Below are 26952 nucleotides of genomic sequence, written 5' to 3'. Positions count from 1 at the left end.
TCTACAGATACCCGCCATTTGACTGCCCTGGCAAATAAATACTCAGATTAATCCCCTGATGGGAACCACAGGGTCGACATCAGCCTCGTAATCCACGCTGTCTATATCAAAGCCAAAGAGCTTGAGAAACTCATGCTTGTAGCCCTTTATATCGGTCAGTTCAGCCATATTATCATTGGTGACTTTCAGCCAGTCATCGCCAACCCGGTGCTGAATTTCCGGGCGGAGTTCACGTTCGTCCACCCGAATCCGCCCTTCGCTGTCCATACGCGGAGAGTCACTGTAAAGGCATTCTGTGTAGAGACGATACAGCTGTTCAATACAACCTTCATGACTGCCATCTTCTTTCATCGCCTTGAACAGCAGCGCCAGATAAAGCGGCATGATCGGTATCGCAGAGCTGGCCTGTGTCACCACTGCCTTGAGCACCGCAACCCGAGCATCACCACCGACGGTCGCCAGTTTTTCACGGATCCCCGCAACCTTACTATCCAGGTCTTTTTTAGCCTGACCAATCGTACCGTGCCAATACAGATCCCAGGTGACTTTTTCACCCAAATAGGTAAATGCTGCTGTTTTCGCCCCAGAGGCCAATACGTCAGCCTCCAACAGTGCATCTACCCACATTTGCCAATCCTCACCACCCATAACTGCTACGGTGTTGGCAATCTCCTGTTCTGTGGCTGCTTCCAGCGAAAATTCCTGAACTTCTTCCTTATCCGTGTTGATACCCCGCAGGGTTACATTCTTCCCGATGGGCTTAAGGGTTGAATTGAATACTTCGCCCGTCTTCGGGTGCTGTCGCCGGGGAGACGCCAGGCTGTAGATCACCAGATCCACCTGTCCCAGATCGGCTTTGATCGTATCAATTGTCTTTTGCTTTATTTCATCGGAAAACGCATCTCCATTGATACTTTTCGCGTAAATACCCTGCTCGTCCGCAAACTTGTGAAAAGCTGCCGAGTTATACCAACCGGCTGAGGCGGGCTTTTTATCTCCACCTTCCTTTTCAAAAAATATGCCCAGTGTTGAAGCTCCGCAGCCAAAAGCAGCCGCGATTCGGGCGGCCAGACCATACCCTGTGGAAGCACCTATCACCAGCACCCTTTTTGGGCCATCTATCGGACCCTGACGCTTGATGTAATCAATCTGTTCTTTGACATTTGCCTCACAACCAACCGGGTGGCTGGTAATACACATAAAACCGCGGACTCTCGGTTTAATAATCATTGCCTATCTCCACAGGAACCCCGAGGGGGCGTCAGTTAAAATAACGCCGCAATGATACCCCGAAGGCAGCAACGCTCCAAGAAACCTCCCGGAATGCGTATTAAAGGAATTGCCCCACTGGTACTATCCCGTTAAATTGTACTTTCAAACCCGTTTATACCGGAGATTACTGGTTATGACCTACTATGAAGAGCTCGCAAAACTGGTCTTGCGCATCGCTGTCGGGCTGCTCGTTTTATTACACGGCATTGCCAAGATCCTGAACCCGGATTCGCTGGGCTTTATTGGTAGCAAACTGACAGAGTTTGGCATACCGCCAGAGATTGCCTATGCCGTCTATCTCGGTGAGGTATTAGGTCCGCTGATGATTATTTTCGGTTACTTCGCTAGAGCCGGGGCCCTGTTGGTCATTGGCAATATGTTGGCGGCTATATTGTTGGTCCATGCCGGTGAGCTTTTCCAACTAACCAATCATGGTGGCTGGGCGCTGGAACTACAGGGCCTCTATCTTTTAGCAGCACTGGCTATCGCGCTACAGGGCAGCGGCAAATATGCCATTCGCCCGGACTGATCCTCAGGGTACAGACAACGCAGGGTTGCCTGTATCTGAGGGCTATCGATCTGCTAGAATTAAATGTTTCCAGACCCTCTGGTAGATGTGAGCACAAAAGCCCCAAATTATTCCATAACACTACCTGCCCGCTGACAGGACCCATAACCATGAAACTCGCAGACAAAGTTCTCGCCGTTAACAATGATCTCCCTATTCGCACTGATGCGCCTGTGCACAGTGGCAAGGTACGCTCAGTCTACTGGCTTACAGAAAAAGACAGTCTCAGACTGATAGAGCAACAGGGTTATGATGTGGCTCCCGGTGCGCCACTTGCCATCATGGTAATCAGTGATCGCATTTCTGCATTTGACTGCATCTGGCATGGCGAAGGCGGCATGCATGGCGTCCCGGGCAAGGGGGCGGCACTGAATGCCATTTCGAACCATTGGTTCAGGTTATTTCGCGAGAATGGTCTGGCAGACAGCCACATTCTGGATATCCCACATCCCCTGGTATGGATTGTACAAAAAGCCCAACCTGTCATGATCGAGGCTATCTGTCGCCAATACATTACCGGCTCCATGTGGCGTGCATATGCCAAGGGAGAGAGAGAGTTCTGCGGCATCCAGTTGCCGGACAATCTAAAAAAAGACCAGAAGCTGCCAGAATTACTGATTACTCCATCCACCAAAGGCATACTGACGGGTTTGCCGGGTATTCCAGAAGCGGATGACGTGAACATTACCCGACGTGATATTGAAAGAAACCATACAGCCTTCAATTTTCGCAGTATTGACGATATCGATCTCTACGAAAATCTGTTGCGAGAGGGGTTCGATGTCATAAGCCGTGAACTGGCTGCACTGGATCAGATTTTTGTGGATACCAAATTTGAATTTGGCTACGTCAAAGACAAAGCCGGTATCGAAAAGCTAATCTACATGGACGAGGTTGGCACTCCTGACTCATCCCGTATCTGGGACGGTCAGAGCTATCGAAACGGCGAAGTGGTCGAAAACTCAAAAGAAAGTTTCCGGCAATTGCTGCTCAACCACTTCCCGGATCCCGACATCCTACTCAACAAGGACCGGATGACCGAACGCCAGGCACTGGCCAGAAACAACGAACTGCCTGCCGATGTTCTGCTGGAAGTTTCCAGAACGTATGTTTCGATTGCCGAAAAGATCATCGGGAGAAAACTACACCTACCCGACCGGCCGAAAGCAGAAATTATGGATATCCTCAGTAGCCGATATAACCTCATTGTCTAGGTTTTAACCAGGTCAGTCTGACCAATCAGTCTGCAGGCGAGGTTGAGCGCCCTTTGATTTCATCTCCCAACTGCAGAGCATCTGGCTCTGCCAAGGACGAATGACTGTCCAGGACGCCCAGGTCCAGCACCGGTGAGGCATCAATATGTTCTGCATCCATCATTTGGGCGACTCGCTGCAGTGCAGAAACAATCATGGCCTGCTCCCAGTCACGAAGATTGGCATACTGGCGCGAAAAATGTTCCTGCAAGGGAGTGGGTGCATTTTTCAATACATCAACTGCATTCTCTGTCAAAAAAGCATGCACTTTGCGTTTGTCTGTCGATGACCGGACACGGTAAACCAATTGTCGCTTCTCGAGTCGATCAATAATGGTGGTTACCGTCGCCTGACTCAGACTGATTTCGGCGGCCAATTCACCAATTGTCACCTGCCCCCGGTCACGAATCGCCTGCAGTAGCAAAATTTGCGGCACAGTCAGACCGGACGTTTTAGCCAAGCGTTTGGAATAAAGGTCTGTCGCCCTGATAACCCGCCGCAGTGCAACCAAGACATGCTCGATAGAACTACCTCTCATAATCAATTTATACCGCCCTGTTATGGAATACATCCGCTCTGTCGCCTGCCCTCAAGGCGAGGCCAAACTGGACATTTTAATGCTTTCGAGTATAATGTTTAGAGCTCTAATTATATAGTTTAATTATTTTTAGAAATAAGGAAGTCATTGTTGGCTTCCAAATGAAATGAAAAGTTTTCACAAGAAAATATTATTTCAGCTATAACTTTTATTAATAACGGGAATTTTGTCACTTCTTATGGACCGTAAAATAACACTTCGTCCACCAACGCCGGAGGACGGCGTGCCGGTACACCAACTGGTTGCCCAGTGTCCTCCTCTCGACCCTAACTCCATCTACTGCAACCTACTGCAATGTACTCATTTTTCAGGTACATCCGTGGCAGCTGACATTGAAGGGGAACTGGTCGGTTTTATCTCGGGTTATCGCCCACCACAACAAATCAGCACTCTGTTTATCTGGCAGGTCGCTGTCGGTGAAAAAGCACGCGGTCAAGGTCTCGCCTCTCGGATGTTGGTGAATATACTCGCCCGGGATGAGTGCAAAGAGGTCGATCACCTTGAAACCACTATCACTGAAGACAATCAAGCTTCCTGGGCATTGTTCCAGGGATTGGCGGACAAATTACAAACCACTCTGACCCAGTCTCCACAATTTGACCGTGAATTGCATTTTGCCGGTCAACATGACACAGAGGTATTGGTCAGAATCGGTCCATTTAAGCAGCCCGTGACCACTGAAGCCTAATTCCAGAAAGGACTAATTGAGGAAATCATGAAAATTTTTGATGAAATTGAATCTGAAGTACGCAGTTACGCCAGAGCCTTCCCACGTTTATTCAACAAGGCCCAGGGCGAATTTATCTATGACGATGAAGGTAACCAATATCTGGATTTTCTGGCCGGTGCCGGCTCGTTGAATTATGGGCACAACCATCCGGTGTTCAAGAAAAAACTCCTGGAATATATAGAACGGGACGGCATCACCCAGGGCCTTGATTTACATACTCAAGCCAAAGGTGAGTTTCTGGAAAGCTTTAACGAGAACATCCTGAAACCCAGAGATTACAATTACATTGTCATGTTTACCGGCCCGACCGGGACCAATGCAGTTGAAGCATCTCTCAAGATTGCGCGCAAGTATACTGGCCGCGAAAACATTATTTCGTTCACCAATGGCTGGCACGGCCAGACACTCGGCGCTCTATCCGTCACAGGTAACGCGACCCACCGTGGCGGTGCAGGCATCACATTGCCAGGCGCGACAAGAATGCCTTATGACGGCTATCTCGGTGATGATTTTGATACCACCAATCTATTGGATAAAGTGTTGTCAGACTCCAGTAGCGGAGTCGACAAGCCCGCAGCCGTTATCGTCGAAACGGTACAGGGCGAGGGCGGCATCAATGCTGCTTCGATGACCTGGCTCAGAAGCCTGTCGGAAATCTGCAAGCGCCATGAGATATTGTTGATTATTGATGACATTCAGGCTGGCTGCGGTCGCACCGGGACCTTCTTCAGTTTTGAAGAAGCCGGTATTTACCCCGACATTGTCACCCTGTCCAAGTCACTGAGTGGTTATGGCCTGCCATTTTCTGTGGTTCTGATGAAACCGGAGATTGATGAATGGAAGCCGGGCGAGCACAACGGTACTTTCCGGGGCAACAACCACGCATTTGTCACCGCCAAAGCGGCCATCGACCACTTTTGGAAAGACGACAAATTTGCCAAGGAAATCCAGCAAAAAGGCGACTACATTGCCGACCGGGTAGATAAGATCGTCAGCGAATACGGTGAAGGAAACTTCAACTCTCACGGTCGCGGTATGTTCAGGGGCATCAACTGTGTCAGCGGCGAACTGGCTGAGCAGATTACCCGACGGTGTTTCCAGAAAGGGTTGATTATTGAGACCAGCGGTGCGGAGGATCATGTGGTCAAGTTCCTCTGCCCACTGACAATCCGTCAGGAAAACCTGCAAAAAGGTATCGATATTCTCGAGGAAGCAATCAAGGAAGTCTGCGCCAAAGCAGACTCCATCCCCGAGGAAAAAGATTTTTTTGAAGGCGACTATTCGGTCAGCGATGAAGTTGACAAGGGCACGCCGAAAAGAACCGGGTCTAACCCCATTTCTGCCTGATAGATACCGGGGGCCTATCTCCGGTCAATACAGGATATTCACTTATCTGGCGGGGTCAGCCCCGCCCCGTTACAGACAACCGAGGTCACGATGATAGTCAGACAACTTCAGGAAGCAGAAAAAACCTCTCGCAGAATCGTCTCCCCCGACGGCAACTGGGAAAGCACGCGAATGCTACTCAAAGATGATCAGATGGGATTTTCTTTCCACATCACAACAATCTATGCCGGAGCCGATTTCCGGATGCATTACCAGAACCACCTGGAATCTGTTTACTGTATTTCAGGAGAGGGTGAAGTGGAAACACTGGACGACGGCAAAAAATATTCGATTAGCCCCGGGACCCTCTATATTCTTGATAAACACGACCGTCATATTCTGCGATCCTTTAAAGAAATGACAATGGCCTGCGTATTCAATCCTCCGCTCAATGGCAAGGAAGTACACAACGCGGAAGGTGCATATGAACTGGATGCGGATTCAGTGAGCCAATGAGTGACGAGAGTCGTTCCAGCTCAGAAAAATGGAAAAAGATGCAACAGGAGACAGCCCTTTAATGAGTTTTCACAGTGTGGAAAAAATCGGCGGCACTTCAATGAGCAACTATGCCGCTGTCAGAGACAATATTATTCTTAAACCCACAGGTGATACGCTTTATCAGCGTATTTTTGTGGTGTCCGCCTATGCCGGCATAACGGATCAACTGCTGGAGCATAAGAAAACGGGCAAAGCCGGTGTTTTTGCCTCATTTGCCAATGGTGTCAATGACGATAGCTGGCTGGATCTTCTTAATGAATTAAGAACCCAGGTTATTGAAATCAACAGCAATCTATTTGACGATCCGGAAATGCTCGCCGATGCCAACCGGTTTATTGGTGATCGGCTCGACGAGGCCGAACACTGCCTGAGCGACCTGAAAAAACTTTGCCAACACGGCCACTTTGCACTGGACGTCCACCTGGCAACCGTCCGTGAAATGCTGGCCAGTATCGGTGAAGCACACAGTGCCTGGAATACTGCCCGGCTGCTTCAGAGAGATGGTGTCAATGCCTGCTTTGTAGATTTAACCGGCTGGAAAACCACGCGACACATGTCGCTGGATGAACGAATTAAAGTCACTTTTGAGGACATAGATCTCGAGAGTCAACTGCCTATCGTCACCGGCTATGCCCATACTCAGGATGGATTAATGTCCAGTTTTGACCGAGGTTACAGTGAAATGACATTCAGTCGTTTGACCGTAATCACAAATGCGCGTGAAGCCGTCATCCATAAAGAATTTCACCTCAGCAGTGCCGATCCCCGTATCGTGGGCGACGACAATGCTGTACCCATCGGTCGCACCAACTACGATGTGGCTGACCAGCTGGCCAATCTCGGCATGGAGGCAATTCACCCCAAGGCCGCCAAGGGTCTGCGTCAAAACAATATCCCCCTGCGCGTCAAGAATACTTTTGAACCGGAGCACGCCGGGACGTTGATTACCAGCGACTATATTAGTGAAAAACCTCGCGTCGAGATTATTGCAGGGTGTCGGGGAGTACATGCTATTGAACTATTTGACCAAGATATGGCCGGCAATTTCAGCCGTTATGACACAACCATCCTGGGGTGTATCAGCCGGTTCAAGGCACATGTGGTTTCAAAGGATATCAACGCGAACACGATTACCCATTACCTGTCCACCAACCTGAAGACAGTGAAGCGCATTTGTCGTGCACTGGAAGAACAATTTCCCGATGCAGAAATCAATAATCAGGAAGTCGCTATCGTATCGGCTGTCGGCAGTGACATGCAGGTACCCGGACTATTGGCCAAAACAGTAGGCGCGCTCGCGGAAAAGGATATCAGTGTGTTGGCGATGCACCAGTGCATGCGTCAGGTCGACATGCAGTTTGTTATCAACAAGGACCGCTGGGAAGATGCCGTACGAAGCCTGCACAGATGCCTTGTTGAAGTACATGATCACGGACGTGCCATATGCCTCGCATCCTGATCTGCAAGCCAGCAGCTTCTATCCACTATTGTGGGACCAACACACCGGGGTGTGCGATACACTCTCGCACCCTGCCGAATATATCGGGGAAGACCCGAAAACGCCTATGGCCTGCCAAACCGTGAATTATCCGATCCTTCGAGTAGTTGCACCGTACCCCTGGATAGCCTGACAGCACCATGATTCCCTCCTTCCTCTGCTTCCTCTTGATGTTCACCCTTGTAGGGGTTCTTTCTGCAAAGAAAAGTCGGGGAACAAAGCAGGACTATTACCTGGCCAGCAATACCGTCCAGCCATGGCTGGTTGGCTTGTCTGCAGTTGCCACAAATAATAGCGGTTACATGTTTATCGGTGTAATCGGTTACACCTATGTCGCTGGATTGTCTTCTGTGTGGCTGATGCTGGGCTGGATCAGCGGCGATTACCTCGCATCGCGATTTGTTCACGCCAGACTCAGGGATGCCGCACCGCGAACCGGTGAAGTGAGCTATGCCGGAGTTATCAGCAACTGGTACGGCAAACGAAATTCTGCCCTACAGCGGACCATGGGGTTAATTTCATTGTCGTTTTTACTGGTATATGCCAGTGCCCAGCTGGTCGCTGGCAGCAAGGCACTTCATGTGCTGTTCGACTGGCCCATCTGGGCTGGCGCGACACTCTCCGCTTTTCTGGTAACCCTTTACTGTATTGCCGGCGGCATTCGCGCATCGATCTGGACAGATGCGGCGCAATCCATAGTGATGGTTTTAGCCATGGGCCTGCTACTGGTTATAGCTACCAGCTCCCTGGGCGGTGTTGAGCAGGCACTTATCGAAATGGGCGCTATAGATGGCTTTATGAGCTGGTTCCCGAGCGATTTGCCCCTGCCAGGTGTACCGGGCGCATTGCTGTTCGCCGCCAGCTGGTTATTTGCCGGTCTCTCAATTATCGGCCAGCCCCACATCATGGTGCGTTTCATGGCGCTGAACGATAATCGCAAAATGAATCAGGCACGGCGCTGGTATTATGCGTGGTACGTAATGTTTTATGCCATGGCGACGGCGGTTGGCATGCTGTCGCGGGTATACCTGTCCGATGCGGCAAGTTTTGATGCCGAGCTCGCACTACCGGTGATGGCTCAGGCACTATTTCCCCCCGTACTGGTAGGACTCGTACTGGCAGGCATATTTGCTGCCACCATGTCGACAGCGGACTCACTGGTTCTCGGCTGTTCAGCAGCCATCACCCACGATCTGTTACCCCACAATGTTGAACGCACCAGCGTGATGAAGATTATTACAGTACTCGTCACAGCCCTTGCGTTGCTCTGGGCTTTGCTCAACAGCCAGAGCGTCTTCAGCCTAGTAGTAATGGCATGGTCTGGCCTTGCAAGCGCTTTCGCACCCTTACTGATTATCCTATGTTTGGGAGGCAAACCGGGATCCGGAGTGAGCATCCTGGCCGTCTGCTCGGGGCTTCTGGTCGCACTGGGCTGGCGCATGATGGGGTGGCACGATTTCGCCTATGAGGGCATGCCAGGTATTCTGTCGGGTTTGTTAATCCTGTGCGGAGCCCTTTTTCTATCCAGAAGAAGGGAGGCCCAACTCACTCAACCACTGTAGACCCTCGGAACCCTGCGGGGCATCCTGGTTAACAGCTCGTAACTGATCGTACCCGCACAACCCGCCACTTCGTTGACGGAGAGGCCTTTACCCCAAAGGATCACTTCATCCCCCACCGCCACCGTCGGCAAGTCCGTGACATCCACCGTTATCATGTCCATTGATACGCGGCCCACCATGGAGCAGCGCTGCTTATTGACCAGCACCGGCGTTCCATCTGGCGCATGTACCGGATAACCATCGCCATAACCGATTGCAACCGTGGCAATCCTGCTGGGCCGTTGTGCCGACCAACGCGCACCGTAGCCCACCGAGTCCCCTACGGGAACATCCCGCAAAGCAATAACGGAAGAGCGCAATGTCATGACGGGTTGCAATCTGTCGGCTTCCGCATGAGGAACAGAAAAAGGGGAACTACCATAAAGCATTATCCCCGGCCTGTTCCAATCAGCGTGGGTTTCCGGCCAACCGAGTAGCCCCGCAGAATTATCAAGACTTAATGGCACTGTATCGGCATTTGCCAAGCTGGCCACTCCTGCTTTGAACTGCTGTAATTGTCGATAAGTCAGATCACTCGCCAACTCATCGGCACAGGCAAAGTGGGTGGCAATCACAATATCGCTGGCAACATTGCGGCTGGCGGCCAACATCCGATAGGTAGACTCAATATCGTCAACCGCAATACCCAGTCGGTGCATGCCGCTATCCACACAAATCCAGACAGTTACAGGGGTTTTCAGCGATGCTCTCAAGATCGACTGTTGTTGCTGTTTATTCACCACTGAGAGCCAAAAACCGAGTTCAGCGGCCAGGGGTATCTCGTCGTCGGAGAAAGTCCCCTCCAAAAGGCACACAGGCTTGGTGATGCCCCCTTCACGGAGCTCTATTGCCTCCTCCAAACAGGTAACACCAAAGGCGGGAACCAGCGGCTCCAGGGCGCGAGCAACAGGTAACACACCGTGTCCATAGGCATTGGCTTTGATAATCGCCATTGTTCGGGAATTGGGGGCCAGACTGTTTGCCAACTCGCAATTGTGCCTGAGGGCAAGGAGATCGATATAAGCTTTTGCTGGTCTCGACATAATGCTTTCACCAAAAAGTATAGGCGGGCTGATACACTCTATTAATAATTAAACTTACCGGCCGTATAGATGCGCTGAGCAGCCAGCCATACATCGCCAACTTCCCCGCTTCCGACGCACTTCCCATCGACTTCAATGACAGGCACCACCTCTTTTGAGGAACTCGTCAGCCAGATTTCGTCCGCATTGAGTACTTCTTCCATCAGGACAGGTCGTTCCTGCACGGCAATAGATCCCTCTTTGCGCAGTAGCTCCAACAGAATATGGCGGGTAACTCCCGGTAATTTCTGGCTATCCAGCGCTGGAGTAATGACTTCCCCGTTTTTAACGATGTAGGCATTACAGGCACTGGCTTCTGTCAGCTCACCACGCTCATTGAACAGCAGAATTTCATCAGCACCCTGTTGAAAACCCTGCTGAAAGTGCATGACGTTACCCAACAATGCAGTGGACTTGATGTGGCAGCGATCCCATCGCAAATCGAGACCGGTGACAACCCGGTAGGGTCTAACCCGATTTTTGTCCGCCACGGGTGCAGCTGGAATCGCATAAGTGAAAGCAAAAATGGTAGGGGTGATATTTTCCGGGTAAGCATGAAAACGGCGGACATCGGCACCGCGACTGACATGCAAATAAAGGCCGAGATTGCCACCACCATTTTTATCGATGAGTGTATTACAAACCACGCGCCACCGGTGTTGCGACCAGTCAAGTGTTATGTCAATAGACCTAAGACCGTTCAGCATACGCTGCATATGCAGTGAAAAACCGACGATCTTGCCATCATAGGACGGCAACACTTCATAAATACCATCGCCAAACAAAAAGCCCCGATCCATCGGCGAAATACGGGCTTCAGCCATTGGCAGATAGACGCCGTCGAGATAGACAATACTCATTAAGTTACCTTGTATCTCGCCGAAATAAAGCCGGCCAGCGGGGTCATAAAGCGGCAAATCTTAGCAGTGGGTACCCAGACAGGCAAAGTAAATTCCCCAGCAACTCAGCCTGGACCCTAAACACCGCTAACACCGATCAAATCACGCAACGAATCAACCAGAGCCTTGCCCGTTTCACTGGGCAGGCCATCTTCTGTCAGTGTGTTATCAAGGGTGACGCCATCGATACTGCCCCGACAGGCCAGGTATTCAAGTATTGCCCGGTTATCCCAGTCCGCCAGATAGTCTGTCCCTACGCAATGGGACATCATGGCCACCAACCCGAGCGCTGCCCAGTTGGATACATCCGCTATGACCAACTCGTCACAGGTGGTTACCGACGGAATAATGGTCAGTTCACCCAGTTTATCGAGCACATTACCCATGCCGATCTCATTGCCACCATCACCTAATGCAATGACCGGACAATCCGTGAGCTCAAGAAAGACATCAAAGCAGAGGGTGCCGGAGCTGATATCCTCGCCGCGCATATTGTAATAATGTCCGTCAGCTGCGGGCCCGGGAAGTTCGATACTGACCATGAGCTCTGGCTGGCAATACGCTAACAGGTCGGCTACCTGCTGCCTGAGCCCTGCGGGACGACCAAGGGGCACGCGCTCCACGCAATAATCACCGCCTATGGCGTTAGCCAATACATCGCCACAAACCAGTATCGGCTCGGCACCAGTCTGTTCAAGCACTCGATAAAGCGCAATTGCACCGGCCGGCCCATCAGATTCAAAGGTGTCGAGCACAGGGAAACCCGTGCCGATCAATACCCGGCCAGAACAGCTCAACAGCCGCCTGGCTGCCCGCAGACAGTAGCCGGGTTTAAGGCTGGACTGAACGGATTGCATTCCCCGCAGATTGCGTGCCACCAGCAGGTGTTCAATGCTTTTGCTAACTGCCAACTCACGCCGGAGATCATTCATACGCCACCACAATATTAGCCATCAATCACAAACCTCGGGTTTTAGTTGCCAGTACATTCTGTCCGCCGCCAGTCGGATGCGACGGGCCTCCGCCATCGTGACCGACTTAAAAGAAATCAGACCACCCGGTTTTAATTGCGTGAGTTGTGACATGTCCAAAGAAATCACTGAGCCAAGCTTGGGGTAACCACCGATAGTCTGACGGTCATGCATCAGTATGATGGGCAGACCATCCGGAGGGATTTGTATCGCCCCCAGACAAATACCTTCGGATAAAAGATCGGGGATATCAATACCAATGGGGGGGCCTGCCAACCGAGACGCCATCCGGTCGGACTGACTCAACAATCGGTACTCACTGGTAAAAAAACGTTGCTGCTGGTCAGTTGCGATCAATGTTGACTGATAACCACTCACGACCCTCAACAATACGCGGCCACCATAAACCGGTCGATAGCCACGCCCCAGCGAGAGACATTGACGACCCGAGGTGTCTGCACAGGGCAAATGGTCCCCAGCCTGCAACGGATTACCTGACAAGCCTCCCACGCCTTCACGAATAACCGTCGCCGTACTGCCGAAGGTTGCGGAGATATTGAACCCATCAGCCACCGCCAAATAGGCACGCATGCCCCTGTGGGCATAACCCAACACCACCCTGTCACCGGATCTTACCCGGTGGCTACGCCAGCTCTCCTTTGGTTGCCCGTTAATAGTCAGTGGCATGTCTGCACCACAGAGGGCAAAAATTGTAGCTGCCCGGCATTCAAGTTCCAGACCGCCGATAGTCACTTCGAGCGCCGTCATGCCGGGATCATTCCCGCACAGACGATTGGCCCAATTGAACGCAAGGGGATCGGCAGGACCACCGGTAGTCAACCCAAGGCGGTGATAGCCAAAGCGACCTGCATCCTGGAGAAGGGTCAGGACGCCGGGACGATCCACACGAAAACCACCCTTCATACTAACCGGCCACCCCTGGCAAGAAAGGTTTCCCGGCTGATACTGAAAAAGCGTACCCGATCCCCCACCCGAATTGGCATGCCGGGTTCGCTGAGGGGATCAAACATTCGCTCGGGACAAAGGCCAATCAAATTCCAGCCACCGGGGGAGTCCGCCGGATATACAGCAGTCTGTCGGCCCGCTATACCCACGCTACCGCGGGGCACCGAAGTCCTGGGTGTATCAAGTCTGGGCATGACAATGCGCGAATCGACCTCCCCGAGGTAAGCAAATCCCGGGGCAAAACCTATTGCGTACACAAGGTATTCCCGGGACTGGTGCAGAGTGATCACCTCCTCCACCGAGACTTTCTTGGCGCGACTGATTTCAGCGAGATCCGGCCCGGACTCCATACTGTAGTAGACAGGTAACTCGACGAGCTTGCCGACTGAATCGGAAGCAGTTGGTGCAACGTCAAGTAGCGCTGTAATCTGCTGCTCAAGGGTTGTGGCTTCAATCCTCGAGAGATCGAATATAACCAGTAGCGAGGCATAGGAAGGCACCAGATCAATCAGCACATCGGCTAACGCAGACTCCAGCACAACAGTTGCCTGCCGTACTCTGGCTGAGGTATCTGCGCTAACCACCTGATCAAAATAGATAATCAGCGCATTTTCACTGGCGGGAACGACCTTCATTATTGCTCAAGCAATGCCCGGATTTCACGAATCACCGCGACGCTCTCCGGATTGTCACCATGAATACACAGGGTATCCGCTTTAATGAACAGCGAGTCGCCATCCTCGGTGGTAACCGAGCCATAACGTTTAAGCTGTTTAACCTGAGCGAGCGTTGTTTTCCTGTCGTGGACCGCACCCGGCTCGGAACGGGGCACCAGCATACCATTGCTGTCATAGCGCCGATCGGCAAAAGCCTCAAACCAGAGCGTAACACCCAGTGCTTCGGCCTCACGACGGTGCAGTTCGGCTTCGGGTGTGGCTTGCAGGACAAGATGAATCGGTCGATAAAAACCGGCTACGGATAACATCACTGCACGACGAAGTTGATCATCCACCATCATGTCGTTGTATAACGCCCCATGGGGTTTGACATAGGATAGAGACAGGTTTTGCGAACGACTCATTCCGTCTAGTGCCGATATCTGATAATGCATAAGCGCAACAAGTTCATCGTTTGAGCAAGTCATGGAACGGCGCCCAAAACCCTCGCGATCAAGGTAGCCGGGGTGTGCCCCAACCATCACACTGTATTTTGCCGCCAGATTGAGCGTCCGCTGTATTATCAGGTGATCACCGGCATGGTAGCCACAGGCAATGCTGGCCTGGTGAATGTAGGGCATCACCGCTTCGTCTGCGCCAACCAATCCGCTATCAATGGTTTCGCCGAGATCAGCGTTCAACATCAATGACATCACAAACCTCTCTGAAGCCGAGCCATCACATTATCGCCAATTGGCTGTTTAGCAGGTCGGTCACCAGCATGGAACCTGGGCTGTGGGTAATACACAACGGTGGTCTGGCCTGCTCGAGCGCAACCTGTGGCGTCACCCCACAGGCCCAGAAAAGGGGTGTTTCATCGGCATGGACTGTTACCGAATTGCCATAATCCGGTTTTTCTAGCTGCCCGACACCAATTTGGGCCGGATCGCCCAAGTGTATCGGGGCACCGTGCATGCTGGGGAACCGGGTACATACCTGAATCGCCCGGATAGCGTCGGCTGCTTTGAAGGGACGCATACTGACCACCATGTTTCCACCAAAGCGACCCGACGAGCGACAGGGTATGCTGGTGCGATACATCGGCACGTTGACTCCCTCCGAAATGTTGCGTATTTCAAGGCCATCAGTCAGCAGTGCCTCTTCAAAGGAAAAGGAACAACCCAGGACAAAAGTCACCAGATCCTGCCGCCAGTAGGCAGTAATATCCACGGGCTCGTCAACTAGCCGCCCTTCCTCAAAGACACGGTAACACGGCACATCACTACGAATATCCAGCTCGGTGCCGAGTGACGGCAAACTGTATTGGCCAGCGTCAGAGACGGCGATCAATGGGCAGGGCTTGGGATTCAGCTGGCAAAAACGCAGAAATTCACCGGCCCAGCTCTCAGGAAGAATGACCACATTCCCCTGCACAAAACCGCGGCAATGCCCAGAAGTGTGCCCGGTAAATTGACCGGATCGGACAGCCAGTCGCAACTCATGCGGATTGGATATTGGCATTTGGAATATTCCTGACCAGAGTAACCGTCAACTGACATTCAACCATCGAACACGGCCTATGACCACAGGCAGGAGATGATCAAAATTTCAGGGGCAAGTCTTTCCAACTTCAACAACAAAATCCGACAGCACCCGAATGCTTAGTGCCGCAAACAATGCATCTAGGGATAATGGAGGCTGGCTTCTTAACCGTCTTCAGGTGGCGCCCATAGATAAGGCTTGTCGCTTTGCCCATTTCGCAGACAACTTATCGGTGCAGACCAGGCATTTTTCATGACCTCCTGAAAATCCCCCTGACTCAAATGAAGCAGATGATTGTGGTCACCCGCCTCGATATAAATATCGAGGTTATCCAGCAGAGCGCTGTCCACAATGACATCCAGCTTGAATGCCTGCCCCAGGCCCGGGATTGCACCTTCATTGCAGTCGGGAAAAAGTCCCTGCAGATCCCCTTCATCGGCAATTTCATACTCGTGCTGGCGACCGTACTCCAGCCACTCAAGTATCAACTTATTGGATGCGGGGATAACACACATTGCATAATGATCGTTCTGCTTGACGACCACAGCTTTTGCCAGTTTTTCCGGGGGCACATGTGCCTCTCGGGCAGTGGCCATCGAGTTACTGGTTTGTGCATGTTTCAGCACTTCATAATTAATTTTTTTGCGACCGAGATAATCAGCCAATACGGGTGAGATACTCATAATCCGGCACCTCCTGATCAGTGTAAACAGGTTACTTACAGTATAGTTCGACTGATGCACTTTCACCTTCGCAGGGCACAGAACAATTCGATCTATCGGGTTCATCGGGACAGGTCTAATCCAACTTAATCCATTTTTTACTGCGAGATTTGGCCGGGTTGCTGAAGAAATTATGCATCCCCCGTTGTTGTTAAGAATACTTTAAGTATTAGTCAGTACTCTGCAAGGTAACCAGGTACCGATCAGGGTATGAACATGCAAGAGATCAGACAAACCAGTCAGGAATATTCCGACAACATCCATGCCAAGCAGTGGTTGAACCGATGGCTTGTCCCGGCGCCAGCTCTCAACCTGCACTCACCGCATTCTGAAAGCACCGCGACTGTACAACAGTATGTCGCCAGACAGTTTTTTCAAACCTATGGCGCCACAGTGCACGAGTTCCTGCCCATCTTCCTCAGTCTGTCCTGTCGGGATCAACTGTCTGCCGTAACAGGCATCCGGCCCGTCGATGCAAGTCCGCTGTTTCTTGAGCAGTACCTGGACAATCCCATCGAGCTGGAAATTAACCGTTATTCGTCTGTACCCGTAGCTCGCCATCAGATTGCCGAAATCGGCAATCTGGCCGCCACCCAAAGGGGCTCGAGTCAACTGTTATTCATTCTGCTGGCGGCCACCCTACAGCGGGCTAATTTTGAATGGCTGGTGTTTACTGCGACACCACAAGTCAGGAAAGCCATCAGCAAGCTGGGATTTGAACTGCACCCTGTCGCAGACGCCAGAGCTTCCCGACTGCAGACATCCACCGAAGAGGAATGGGGCAGTTATTACCAGACCCGGCCCGTTGTGGTTGCCGGACAATTGGCACAGGCCATAGAGGTAATCAACGAGAGGAAAACCTTGCGGGCCGCACTTTCATTTTATGATGCGCGCATTAACAGCCTGGCCAAAGAACAGCTACAGCTCCGTGGGGTAGATAGTGCCGACTATTCTTTCGCGGCTTGATGGGCTTTATAACGACGACCAGATCGTCGTCAGAGACGCAAAACAGTGCCTGACATACGGTTCGTTGAGACAACGCTGTGGCGAACTGGCTGCTCTGCTGAAGAAACATCAGATCGGCAGACTGGCGTTACACCTCGATAATGGCCCCGACTGGGTGGTGATTGATCTGGCCTGCCAGCAGGCTGACATCTGCCTACTCCCCTTGCCAACCTTTTTCTCCAACAGGCAGGTGCAACATGCCCTGAGAGAAACACCCGTCGATGCCATCATCAGCGGTCCCAACGCTGTATTCGGCCTATCAGAACAGGTAACGGAAACCGTCCGGCTACCCGGCGCTGCCGAACTCTGGCTGAACCGTATCCCGGCCTTCGAGGACCATGCACTCATTCCTGAGAATACCGGAAAAATCACTTACACCTCTGGATCTACTGGTACCCCCAAAGGGGTCTGTCTCAGCAACCGGCAACTAATCGATGAGGCGATGTTCCTCGGCAGTGCTGTGGGGCTATCAAAGCCACGACACCTATGCCTGTTGCCATTGAGCACCCTGCTGGAAAATGTTGCCGGTATTTATGCACCGCTGTTGTTCGGCGGAAAGGTCATTGTCCCCACTCTGGAGGAAATGGGCGTCTGCGGTAGTTCAACAGTGGAACCGACCACCCTGATTGAAACCATCACCAGATACCAGCCCAACACACTGATCCTGACACCACAACTCCTGCAACTGCTGGTGGTCAGTGTCCGCAATGGGTGGCAGACCCCCGAATCATTGAAGTTCGTCGCAGTGGGCGGTGCCAAGGTGGCGAATCAATTGCTGATAGAGGCATGGCAATCAGGCATTCCCGCTTACCAGGGCTACGGCCTGTCAGAATGCGCCTCTGTGGTGAGTCTGAACACCCCCCGCGATCAGGTTCCCGGTAGTTGTGGAAAGCCCCTGCGGCACCTGAATGTGCAAATTATCGATGGAGAAGTTGTCGTTAATGGCAACGCCATGCTCGGTTATGCCAATACTCCATCAAGTTGGGGACAACAGACTATCCACACGGGCGATCTCGGCTATCTCGATGCCAGGGGCTTCTTGCATATTCTCGGGCGACGTAAAAACCTGATGATTTCCAGTTACGGCCGCAATATCAGCCCGGAATGGGTGGAATCCGAATTTCTCGCATCACCAATCTTTGCGGACTTTATCGTCTTCGGTGATGCCAGATCACATTGTGTAGCATTACTGTCGACGCGGGATAGCCGCACCACTGATCAACAGGTAAATGACATCATTCAACAAATCAACCAACAACTGCCTGATTACGCACGCATTCGGAACTGGCAGAGATTGCCCACAGTCTTGACAAAAACCCCTGCACTGATAACGGACAATGGTCGACCAAAACGGGCAGCCATTGCTCAACATTATGCCGGCCAAATTGACCAGCTTTACAACATGCCCGTTGAGGAGTCACACGTATGAACGCACTAACACCCCTTCCCTTTTTCGATACGCTGACGACAGCAACAGACGTAGACAAAAATCACCTGCTCTCTGCACCCATTATCCAGCGGGGCCTTGAAGGTCGCATCAATATCGATGACTACCTGGGGTTTCTGCAACAGGCCTACCATCATGTCAAACACACCGTGCCACTACTGATGGCAGTGGGCTCCCGGTTACCGGAGGAGCAGGAGTGGTTGCGCCAGGCAGTAGCGGAATACATTGAAGAAGAAATCGGTCATCAGGAGTGGATTCTCAACGATATTGCCACCTGTGGTTATGACAGTGACGTGGTCAGACACGGTCGACCCAATCCCGCAACGGAACTGATGATCGCCTACGCCTACGATACCGTCATGCGCGTCAACCCGGTTGGATTCTTTGGCATGGTTCACGTACTTGAAGGCACCAGCGTCAGTATCGCCGAAACCGTTGCAGACAATGTTCGCGGAACATTAGGTCTTCCTCAAAATGCCTTTTCCTACCTGTATTCCCACGGGTCACTGGACAAGGAACATGTCACTTTTTTTGAAGGTCTTATGAACCGCATAGACTCACCGCAGGACCAAGCACAAGTCATTCATTCAGCCAGGATGTTTTATCGACTTTATGGTGACCTCTTCCGTTCACTCGACGATGTTTCGCACAACATTCCACGCACAGCCTGAAAGAAACGCAATATGGAACTGAACAACAAAGTGATTTTACTGACGGGTGCCACTGGGGGCATTGGTTGCGCGGTAGCCCGGGCATTGGTCAAGAAAGGTGCCTACCTCAGGCTGGTTGGGCGAAACACAGCGGCACTGAACCAGCTTGCCGGACAATTGACGGGAAATCATCAAATAATCGTGGCGGATATCGGCACCTCTGAAGGTCGACATGACATCCTGTCACGGTGTGTCGATGGCGGGGGCATTGACCTGCTGATCAATCTGGCAGGCACAACAACATTTCAATGCTTCGAGCACCAGTCTGAAGAGAGTATTGAGCAGATACTCAGTACAAACCTGATTGCCCCCATGTTATTGACAAAACAGCTGATCCCCCTCCTGAACAATAGACCGGAGTCAGCCGTGGTTAACATTGGCTCGACCTATGGCAGCATCGGTCACCCCGGCTACGTCGCCTATTGTGCCAGCAAATCGGGCCTGAAAGGCTTTACCGAGGCGCTACGCAGGGAACTCAGCGATACCGCCATTCAGGTCTTTTATCTTGCCCCCAGAGCGACGGAAACCAGCTTGAATTCACCCGCTGCCAACACCCTGAATCGCGCCCTCGGCAACAGGGTAGATTCACCGGAACAGGTCGCTGATACGCTGATAAAGCTGGTCATGACCAACCGGCAATGTCAGTTCATGGGATGGCCGGAAAAACTGTTTGTGAAAATTAATGCTCTGTTTCCGAGACTGGTTGACCGCGCACTGGTTAAAAAAATGCCGCTCATTAAAAAAATTCTCAACAACCACGAAACGACTAAAATCAACACCTAGAGACTCACATTATGAAACACACCATTAAAAACATCATGGCAAGTTCTGTGGCACTGCTTGCGCTAACCGCCAGTTCTGGCTGGGCCGGTGTCACAGAAGAAATCAGTACCCTGCAAAAACGCTGGGCTGAGGTCAACTATCAGATGGAGGGGGAGGCACAGAGTGAGGCCTTCGCCTCTCTTGCGACGGAGGCCGACGCCGTCGTCTCAAGACACCCCGATAATGCAGCCCCACTAATCTGGCGTGGTATTATCAAGTCCACTTATGCAGGAGCCAAAGGCGGTCTCGGTGCATTATCGCTGGCCAAGTCGTCGAAAGCCGACCTGGAAGCGGCATTGGCAATAGACCCTCAGGCATTGGACGGATCGGCCTATACCAGCCTGGGTACGCTCTACTGCCATGTCCCGGGCTGGCCAATTGGTTTTGGCGATGACAAAAAAGCGGAGAAATTGCTGCTTAAAGCGCTGGCCATCAACCCCGACGGAATAGACAGCAATTACTTTTATGCCGACTATCTGATCGGGAAAAAACGTTACCAGGATGCCCGGACTTATTTACTTAAGGCAAAAACGGCAGCGCCGCGCATTAACCGACCACTGGCCGATGCCGGGCGGCAAAAGGAAATCAGCCAGGCGCTGGCCGTTATTGAACAGAAACTGGGAAGCTGATTAGCGCAAATGCAAATTCTGTTGGTAGAAGATGATCAACCTCTGGCCCAGGGGCTTAAAGCAGCCCTGAGCAGGCAGCATTACTCTGTAAATCATGTGGATACGGGAAGAGCCTGTATCCATGTAGTGGAGACGGAACCCCCGGATATCATTATTCTGGATATCGGTTTACCGGATATCAATGGTCTGAAAGTCCTCGAATCAATTCGCAGCCGATCGGCTGCGTTGCCGGTATTGCTATTGACGGCCAGAGATACCCTGCACGATAAAGTGACCGGGCTGGACTCCGGAGCCGACGACTATCTGGCGAAACCCTTTGAGATGAGTGAGCTTCTGGCCCGCCTGAGGGTTCTCGAACGCCGCCTCAGCTCAGTCAAATCGACAAAAATTACGATTGGCCCGATTACCCTGGATACCAGCGATCAGTCTGTGAGCTGTCAGGGTGAACCCAAAGAACTGTCACGCCGGGAATATATGTTACTGAAAGCATTGATGGAAAATGCGGGCCGGATAATGACCCGAAATACCCTGGAAGCGCGGCTTTACAGCTGGGGGGAAGAAATCTGTAGCAACGCGCTTGAAGTACACATACACCATCTCAGGAAAAAACTCGGTGTCGACTTCATTAAAACCGTGCGCGGCGTTGGTTACAAGGTCACGGCTCCGTGAGATCAATCCGGATATTCCTGATTGCCGCCATCCTGGCGGTACTCACCCTGTTCAATTTTGTTGCCGCGTTGCAGGGTTACAGTTCCAGCCTGAAGGAAGCCAACAAGCTGTTTGACCAGCATTTACGACAAACAGCAGAACTGATTGCACGACTCTATGCCGGCCACCCGATAAAGCCTCTTGATGACGAAAGCACGCTGGCCTACCAGGTATGGCAGGGACAGAAGCTCCTCGCCTCCTTTGGCATCGAGCAAACACGACCCATAACAGATTTTTATCCCGGTTTTGGCCACGCCAATTTCGACGGTTATCGCTGGCGAACCCTCGTTTACTATGATCAGAATCACCGAAACTGGATCATCACCGCTGAACGGACAGACTTGCGTTATCGACTGGCAGAAAGTGTGATCAGTCACGCCATTTTACCGATATTGCTGAGTATTCCCCTGGCCGGCTTGCTGATCTGGCTGATTATCAGTCATGGCCTGAAGCCACTTCGAATGCTCTCCCAACAGCTCAAGAACAAGCAAGCCGATGACCTCTCTCCAGTGGTATTACCGGAGCTCAAAAGCGAATTACAGCAGGTCAACCAATCAATCAATGCATTAATGAGCCGTCTCGAAGTTGCACTGAACAGGGAAAAACACTTTACAGCCGATGCCGCACATGAGTTGCGCACACCTATCAGCGCCCTCAAAATTCAGCTGCACAATCTGGAGGAAGATATCTCTCCTGATAATGAGGCGTTCCAACAATTGCGCGCGGGGGTAGACCGTATCCAGCATCTGGTCGAGCAACTGTTGTCCCTGTACCGTTCCACACCCGAGCAGCTGGCCCACAACTTCTGTCGCATTGATCTTCACCAATTGGCGCAGGATGTTATTGCAGAATTACATACAAAATTTGAAACCAAACAACAGATAGCAGAACTTGCCGGGCAGGCCTGCATGATAGAGGGTGACCCCTTTGCGTTAACCACTCTGCTTCAGAACCTGCTCAACAATGCCAGTAAATACACGCCTCCAGGGGGTCATATTCTTGTGACGGTCAGCACCGAGGGGCATCTGGCCTATCTCAAAGTGGAAGACTCCGGGCCAGGTATCGCTCCTGAGGATTACGATAAAATATTCAAACGTTTCCAGCGTCTGAACAATAAACCAGATGGATCGACAACCCCCGGCTGCGGCCTCGGCTTGACCATCGTCCGCAATATTGCGGATCTTCACCGCGCTCGTATTGAGATAGAACATTCCCGTTTTGAGAGCGGCACAGCCTTTATTATCATCTTCACACGAACGGAAGACTAAATAATGAGCAGAAGCGTTGGCCGTTTTGTCATACTCCTCGCCTTCACGCTTGGCATGGGCAGTAATACCAGTTTCGCGGACACACCGATAGTCGAGCTCAGAATCCGCAACCACCTGTTTTTTCCGGATACACTGGAAGTTCCCGCCCATACAAAAATCAAGCTGTTGGTAATCAACGAGGATCCAACACCGGAAGAGTTTGAAAGTTATGAGCTCAACCGTGAAAAAGTGATTCTCGGCCATCGTAAAACGGTGATTTTCATTGGTCCGCTGCCACCCGGAGAGTACCCCTTTTTCGGTGAGTTTTACCCAAAAACAGCTCAGGGAAAAATAGTGGTTACCGCACAGCAACCATCAGAATGAGACGCTTATGTTTCTGAATTCAGTCGTACTGATACTTCAGGAGATACTGGAGGCCGCACTATTGATAAGCATCTTGTTGGTGCTGTCCAGACAGCTTCAACTGAGTGCCCGGTGGTTTGCCACCGGAATGATATTGGGCGGCATTGGCGCATTCATTCTATCGTTCAACCTGGCCACGATTTCTGAATGGTTGGACTATGCCGGGCAGGAAATCCTTATCGCCACAATCATGCTTGCTGTTCTCGGACTGCTAACATTGATAGGACTGTATTCAACCTTACCCCCTTCATCCTCAAGGCATGCATTACCCTACCTGATGTCCATTTGTGTCGCCCTTGCACTCAGCCGGGAAGGGGCCGAAATCGTGATTTATCTAGGCGGCATACTCAACCATCAGGCGAGCATTCAGCCAACATTTACCGGAGCAGGAATTGGGGCCGGGATTGGTCTGAGCGCAGGGGTATTACTGTACTTCGGTTTGCTCAGCCTACCTGTGGGCTGGATTTTCTGCACCTGTATTGTATTGCTGGCCTTGATCGGCGGCACCATGGCCTCTCAGGCAACCCTCCTGTTGACCCAGGTTGACTGGATAACCTATTCCCCGGTTCTCTGGGACAGCTCAATTTGGCTACCGGAGGATTCCATCCCCGGCCACCTGCTCTATGCCCTGATCGGCTATGAAGCCACTCCATCACTTTTTCAGGCAATCGCCTATGGCCTTGGTTTCCTACTGGTCAGCATCTCCGCCACACTAGGTCATCTAAACCACTTCCTCAGCCGTCGTACAAATACGGGTGACAAATAGTATGCACACTACCCACCAGACTCTTCTCGGCTATGCAACTCGAGGAGTAGGCATTTTGTTCTGTCTCACCAACCCGATGATGGCCCTTGCCGATGGCAATGCCGTGGATAAAATCTACCATCCCTATGTGGACGCCCTGGAGCAGGAACTGGAATGGCGTGCAATCTATCAGGACGATCAGCCGGACCAACCGGACCATCGCCAGCTGTATCGTTTTTCTTATGGTCGAGCTTTTGGTGACCGCTGGTTTGGTGAGCTGTATCTGACAGGTGACAAAGCCGACAATGATAGTTTTTCGCTGGCGGCTTATGAAGTGGAAGCCAAATGGCAACTCACTGAACAGGGGGAATACTGGGCTGACTGGGGCATCCTGTTTGAGCTGGAAAAACAGGCCAAGGAAAATATCTGGGAGTTCTCAACCGGGATCCTGGCCGAAAAGGAATGGGGTCGCTGGAGCGGCACAGCCAATATCATTATCAGCCAGGAATGGGGCTCAGACATTGAGGATGAGATTGAATCTTCAGCGGGCCTACAGACACGTTATCGTCTGTCACGCTGGATTGAACCGGCACTGGAACTCTATGTTAATGAGCAGACCGTTGCGTTGGGACCCGCATTAATGGGAAACATTCAAACCGGTGTCAGGCGCAGTCTGCACTGGGAGGCAGGCCTCCTGTTTGGCATGAATGATAAAAGTGCCAACAATACGCTGCGGGTTCTGATTGAGTATGAATTTTAGGGAGGCAAGTCAACCTTCTACAACCTCAACTATCTGACAGCAGTTCAATTTTGTAACCATCCGGGTCTTCCACAAAAGCCAGCACTGTCGAGCCATGCTTCATTGGGCCGGGTTCCCTGACAACCTTTCCCCCCGATCTACGAATTCGCTCGCAGGCAGCATAGACATCCTCCACACCAATGGCGATATGCCCATAGGCATCACCGAGATTGTAAGTGGACGTATCCCAGTTATGAGTAAGCTCAAGTACAGTGTTTGCCGACTCATCACCATAACCCAGAAATGCGAGAGTAAAACGGCCATCGGGGAAATCCTTGCGACGCAAAAGTTGCATCCCCAGCACATCGGTATAAAAGCGAACGGACGTATCGAGATCCCTCACCCGCAACATGGTATGTAATAAACGCATAAACTTACCTCTCTAATTATTTCCGGAACCTGTCCGTACTTACCCGCAACAACTTGCAAGGGTATTGAGTTCCAGCCAGTCTCGGCTAAAAAGCCATGCTACAAAGTAAATCCAAATTGAATCAAATAAAACCTTTAACAAAGACATCGATTTGGCCATCGGCTTTTTTAGTAACCCAAGCCCATTAGCAAGAGTTTTTTTCCACAGCCCCCTGTTTTGCTTTTTCAGCTATTTTTGTGTACTTTTTATGTAACAACCGTGACATTCACCGTTATCCAGAAAAGAATAATAATAATGATCAATACGTTATCAAGAGACGCTCAAACGGATAGTGATTTTGACTACTGGTGGGAAATGGAAGGCCCCTGGGTTGAAGAACCAAACCATCGACGGGGCGGAATAAGTGGTGTCCAGCGATGCCGAATCAATGGCGCCACCTACTACATCAAAAAACAGACTGACCATACTTGTCGCAGTCTCAGACATCCACTGGGCTATGCCACCATAGCCCGTGAAACCCACCGGCTGGATGTGTGCCACAAACTGGGAATATCAACGCCGGAAGTCGTCTTTTCGCAAACACGCCTCCACCAGGGGGCAATTCAGGCAATTCTGGCGACTCGGGAATTGGCTGGGTTTTCCAGTGTTGAGGCATGGCAGGAGAGCGTAACTGACGATTTCGTGAAAAAAGAGACACTCGATGCTCTCTCCCGAAAACTTGGCGAGATTCTGTCAAGACTTCACAATAGTCGCTGGCAGCATGGCTGTCTGTATGACAAACACATTTTTTTTCGTCATGAAAGGAAGGGCAGCAACGAGATTGAAGTCGCACTGATTGATCTCGAAAAATGCCGTCGACGGTTATCCATTAGCCAGGCCTCCCGGCACGACATACGCCAGATGCGCCGACATATGCCCGCGATGACTGAACGCCACTGGGGCATTTTCAATTCCACCTATCGACAATTTTCCTACCTCAGTCCAAACAAAGGTGTGCCCTGGCTTTCGACAACCGATTGCAACTAACCCCGCAACCCCGGTTATCGACGACTGGCTGAAAAAAAATCCCAGGCAAAAAAAAACCGGGCTTACGCCCGGTTTCTATAAAGCATTGTTCTCAATCGGTAAAAACCGGTGCCGCGACATATTCCCAGAGCAAGACGGTAGCTACCAGAACAACCACCACATACACAAGGGAAACAGCAAAAATCGCACTGGCATAGAGAAAACCCTGGTCCTCCGGCACATTCATCACATCGGGAATCCCGAGGTACATCAACCGAATTGCATAACTGCAGGCAGCAATAGCGAGCAGGAGGTCCAACCACCAGATGGGATAAACCGCGAAAATACCTGCCAGAAAAACCGGGCTGCAACAGAGCCCCATAAACACAAACCCTTTCAACGGGCTGGATTCGCTATTGTAGGTTTTCGACATCCAGGCAATCATCCAGCCGATAAATACCAGCGCACCCATGAGGGCAAAGTAAAATAGTACTATCAAGGGTATCGCACTACCCTCGGTGATCCTTGTGGGCTGATCATTGAGAATCGTCCAGCCAAACTGCGTTGTTCCGATATAAAACCCGATCGCAGGAATCATACCCAGGAATATAAAATAGATAGCCATGCGCTTGATTGTCTCATCTGACAGCGCAGCAATTTTCTTCCACTCGGACTGTGGATCGTAGAGTAACCCGGCAATGTGACCTAGCATAAAATCCCCGTTTTTCTTATTTAAATCTAATAATCGGCCAACAGATATATAGTTTATTATAAAACACCTGTTTTTATACCTCTTAAAT

30 protein-coding genes are annotated in these 26952 nt (G+C 51.3%); 18 read left to right on the top strand and 12 right to left on the bottom strand.

Annotated elements, in window-relative coordinates; all coding sequences use genetic code 11:
- Positions 1–42: 42 nt before the first annotated feature.
- On the bottom strand, positions 43–1230 hold the full coding sequence (gene fabV, locus U740_RS07810) for an enoyl-ACP reductase FabV (RefSeq protein ID WP_036860077.1): 1188 nt from the start codon (positions 1228–1230) through the stop codon (positions 43–45).
- Between the two features lie 175 nt (positions 1231–1405).
- On the opposite strand from fabV, the gene U740_RS07805 reads away from it, so the two are divergent.
- The gene (locus U740_RS07805) at positions 1406–1801 is read left to right on the top strand and encodes a DoxX family protein (protein ID WP_036860076.1); all 396 of its coding nucleotides are present in this window, start codon (positions 1406–1408) and stop codon (positions 1799–1801) included.
- 149 nt (positions 1802–1950) lie between these two features.
- Positions 1951–3054 (top strand): phosphoribosylaminoimidazolesuccinocarboxamide synthase, encoded by a 1104-nt coding sequence (locus U740_RS07800; protein ID WP_036860075.1) that lies wholly within the window; start codon positions 1951–1953, stop codon positions 3052–3054.
- Positions 3055–3079: 25 nt separating this feature from the next.
- Here U740_RS07800 and U740_RS07795 read toward each other — a convergent pair whose 3' ends face one another.
- Positions 3080–3631, bottom strand: a complete 552-nt coding sequence (locus U740_RS07795) for a MarR family winged helix-turn-helix transcriptional regulator (protein WP_407674719.1) — start codon at positions 3629–3631, stop codon at positions 3080–3082.
- Positions 3632–3869: 238 nt separating this feature from the next.
- On the opposite strand from U740_RS07795, the gene ectA reads away from it, so the two are divergent.
- From ectA to U740_RS07770, 5 genes are all read left to right on the top strand, one after another.
- Positions 3870–4379, top strand: coding sequence for a diaminobutyrate acetyltransferase (gene ectA / locus U740_RS07790; protein WP_036860073.1), 510 nt, complete (start codon positions 3870–3872; stop codon positions 4377–4379).
- Positions 4380–4406: 27 nt separating this feature from the next.
- Positions 4407–5768 (top strand): diaminobutyrate--2-oxoglutarate transaminase, encoded by a 1362-nt coding sequence (ectB, locus tag U740_RS07785; protein WP_036860072.1) that lies wholly within the window; start codon positions 4407–4409, stop codon positions 5766–5768.
- A gap of 90 nt (positions 5769–5858) precedes the next feature.
- Complete coding sequence (locus tag U740_RS07780) at positions 5859–6263, top strand: ectoine synthase (protein ID WP_036860071.1); 405 nt, start codon at positions 5859–5861, stop codon at positions 6261–6263.
- Between the two features lie 61 nt (positions 6264–6324).
- Positions 6325–7764 (top strand): aspartate kinase, encoded by a 1440-nt coding sequence (locus U740_RS07775; RefSeq protein ID WP_036860070.1) that lies wholly within the window; start codon positions 6325–6327, stop codon positions 7762–7764.
- 179 nt (positions 7765–7943) lie between these two features.
- On the top strand, positions 7944–9365 hold the full coding sequence (locus tag U740_RS07770; RefSeq protein ID WP_036860069.1) for a sodium/proline symporter: 1422 nt from the start codon (positions 7944–7946) through the stop codon (positions 9363–9365).
- Here U740_RS07770 and alr read toward each other — a convergent pair.
- The 8 genes from alr to U740_RS07730 all read right to left on the bottom strand — a co-directional run bounded on the left by alr (position 9353) and on the right by U740_RS07730 (position 16203).
- A complete protein-coding gene (gene alr / locus U740_RS07765; protein ID WP_036860068.1) occupies positions 9353–10447 on the bottom strand; it encodes an alanine racemase in 1095 nt (364 codons plus the stop codon). The two genes, U740_RS07770 and alr, sit on opposite strands and share 13 nt — an antisense overlap.
- A gap of 41 nt (positions 10448–10488) precedes the next feature.
- Positions 10489–11346 carry an aminotransferase class IV gene (locus tag U740_RS07760; protein WP_036860067.1) on the bottom strand — a complete coding sequence of 286 codons (858 nt, stop codon included), beginning with the start codon at positions 11344–11346 and terminating at the stop codon, positions 10489–10491.
- A 116-nt stretch (positions 11347–11462) separates the two neighbouring features.
- Positions 11463–12317 (bottom strand): glutamate cyclase domain-containing protein, encoded by an 855-nt coding sequence (locus U740_RS07755; RefSeq protein WP_036860066.1) that lies wholly within the window; start codon positions 12315–12317, stop codon positions 11463–11465.
- A gap of 21 nt (positions 12318–12338) precedes the next feature.
- Positions 12339–13280 carry a 5-oxoprolinase subunit C family protein gene (locus tag U740_RS07750; protein ID WP_051921296.1) on the bottom strand — a complete coding sequence of 314 codons (942 nt, stop codon included), beginning with the start codon at positions 13278–13280 and terminating at the stop codon, positions 12339–12341.
- Positions 13277–13957 carry a 5-oxoprolinase subunit PxpB gene (pxpB, locus tag U740_RS07745; RefSeq protein ID WP_036860065.1) on the bottom strand — a complete coding sequence of 227 codons (681 nt, stop codon included), beginning with the start codon at positions 13955–13957 and terminating at the stop codon, positions 13277–13279. Before pxpB ends, U740_RS07750 begins: the two co-directional genes overlap by 4 nt.
- Positions 13957–14691: a 5-oxoprolinase subunit PxpA gene (locus U740_RS07740; RefSeq protein ID WP_036860064.1), complete on the bottom strand. Its 735-nt coding sequence runs from the start codon at positions 14689–14691 to the stop codon at positions 13957–13959. The genes pxpB and U740_RS07740 overlap by 1 nt, the downstream gene beginning before the upstream one ends.
- Positions 14692–14716: 25 nt before the next feature.
- The gene (locus U740_RS07735; protein WP_036860063.1) at positions 14717–15499 is read right to left on the bottom strand and encodes a putative hydro-lyase; all 783 of its coding nucleotides are present in this window, start codon (positions 15497–15499) and stop codon (positions 14717–14719) included.
- Positions 15500–15684: 185 nt separating this feature from the next.
- Positions 15685–16203 carry an aminoacyl-tRNA deacylase gene (locus tag U740_RS07730; RefSeq protein WP_051921295.1) on the bottom strand — a complete coding sequence of 173 codons (519 nt, stop codon included), beginning with the start codon at positions 16201–16203 and terminating at the stop codon, positions 15685–15687.
- A 249-nt stretch (positions 16204–16452) separates the two neighbouring features.
- Here U740_RS07730 and U740_RS11870 point away from each other — a divergent pair, with 249 nt between their 5' ends.
- From U740_RS11870 to U740_RS07680, 10 genes are read left to right on the top strand one after another with little or no spacing between them, the layout of a single operon-like run.
- On the top strand, positions 16453–17208 hold the full coding sequence (locus U740_RS11870; RefSeq protein WP_081890888.1) for a thermostable hemolysin: 756 nt from the start codon (positions 16453–16455) through the stop codon (positions 17206–17208).
- Entirely contained in the window at positions 17183–18676 is a 1494-nt protein-coding gene (locus tag U740_RS07720; RefSeq protein ID WP_160172060.1) for an AMP-binding protein, read from the top strand. The genes U740_RS11870 and U740_RS07720 overlap by 26 nt, the downstream gene beginning before the upstream one ends.
- Positions 18673–19365, top strand: coding sequence for an iron-containing redox enzyme family protein (locus tag U740_RS07715; RefSeq protein WP_036860062.1), 693 nt, complete (start codon positions 18673–18675; stop codon positions 19363–19365). Before U740_RS07720 ends, U740_RS07715 begins: the two co-directional genes overlap by 4 nt.
- A gap of 12 nt (positions 19366–19377) precedes the next feature.
- Positions 19378–20187, top strand: coding sequence for an SDR family oxidoreductase (locus U740_RS07710; protein ID WP_036860061.1), 810 nt, complete (start codon positions 19378–19380; stop codon positions 20185–20187).
- 11 nt (positions 20188–20198) lie between these two features.
- Positions 20199–20855, top strand: a complete 657-nt coding sequence (locus tag U740_RS07705; protein WP_036860060.1) for a tetratricopeptide repeat protein — start codon at positions 20199–20201, stop codon at positions 20853–20855.
- Positions 20856–20864: 9 nt separating this feature from the next.
- Positions 20865–21524: a response regulator gene (locus U740_RS07700; RefSeq protein WP_036860059.1), complete on the top strand. Its 660-nt coding sequence runs from the start codon at positions 20865–20867 to the stop codon at positions 21522–21524.
- Positions 21521–22831, top strand: a complete 1311-nt coding sequence (locus tag U740_RS07695; protein ID WP_036860058.1) for an ATP-binding protein — start codon at positions 21521–21523, stop codon at positions 22829–22831. Before U740_RS07700 ends, U740_RS07695 begins: the two co-directional genes overlap by 4 nt.
- A gap of 3 nt (positions 22832–22834) precedes the next feature.
- Complete coding sequence (locus tag U740_RS07690; RefSeq protein WP_036860057.1) at positions 22835–23194, top strand: cupredoxin domain-containing protein; 360 nt, start codon at positions 22835–22837, stop codon at positions 23192–23194.
- Between the two features lie 7 nt (positions 23195–23201).
- The gene (locus U740_RS07685) at positions 23202–23999 is read left to right on the top strand and encodes an FTR1 family protein (protein ID WP_036860056.1); all 798 of its coding nucleotides are present in this window, start codon (positions 23202–23204) and stop codon (positions 23997–23999) included.
- A gap of 1 nt (position 24000) precedes the next feature.
- Entirely contained in the window at positions 24001–24738 is a 738-nt protein-coding gene (locus U740_RS07680) for a hypothetical protein (RefSeq protein ID WP_235189837.1), read from the top strand.
- A 25-nt stretch (positions 24739–24763) separates the two neighbouring features.
- On the opposite strand, the gene gloA is transcribed toward U740_RS07680, so the two are convergent.
- Entirely contained in the window at positions 24764–25147 is a 384-nt protein-coding gene (gene gloA / locus U740_RS07675; RefSeq protein WP_036860055.1) for a lactoylglutathione lyase, read from the bottom strand.
- Between the two features lie 294 nt (positions 25148–25441).
- On the opposite strand from gloA, the gene U740_RS07670 reads away from it, so the two are divergent.
- Positions 25442–26173: a lipopolysaccharide kinase InaA family protein gene (locus U740_RS07670; RefSeq protein ID WP_036860054.1), complete on the top strand. Its 732-nt coding sequence runs from the start codon at positions 25442–25444 to the stop codon at positions 26171–26173.
- A 91-nt stretch (positions 26174–26264) separates the two neighbouring features.
- Here U740_RS07670 and U740_RS07665 read toward each other — a convergent pair whose 3' ends face one another.
- On the bottom strand, positions 26265–26864 hold the full coding sequence (locus U740_RS07665) for a Yip1 family protein (protein WP_036860053.1): 600 nt from the start codon (positions 26862–26864) through the stop codon (positions 26265–26267).
- Between the last annotated feature and the right edge of the window lie 88 nt (positions 26865–26952).

This window comes from Porticoccus hydrocarbonoclasticus MCTG13d, assembly GCF_000744735.1.
In the GTDB taxonomy this organism is placed as follows: domain Bacteria; phylum Pseudomonadota; class Gammaproteobacteria; order Pseudomonadales; family Porticoccaceae; genus Porticoccus; species Porticoccus hydrocarbonoclasticus.
Note: the sequence above shows the minus strand (reverse complement) of the source record. Positions and strands in the feature narration are given on the sequence as shown.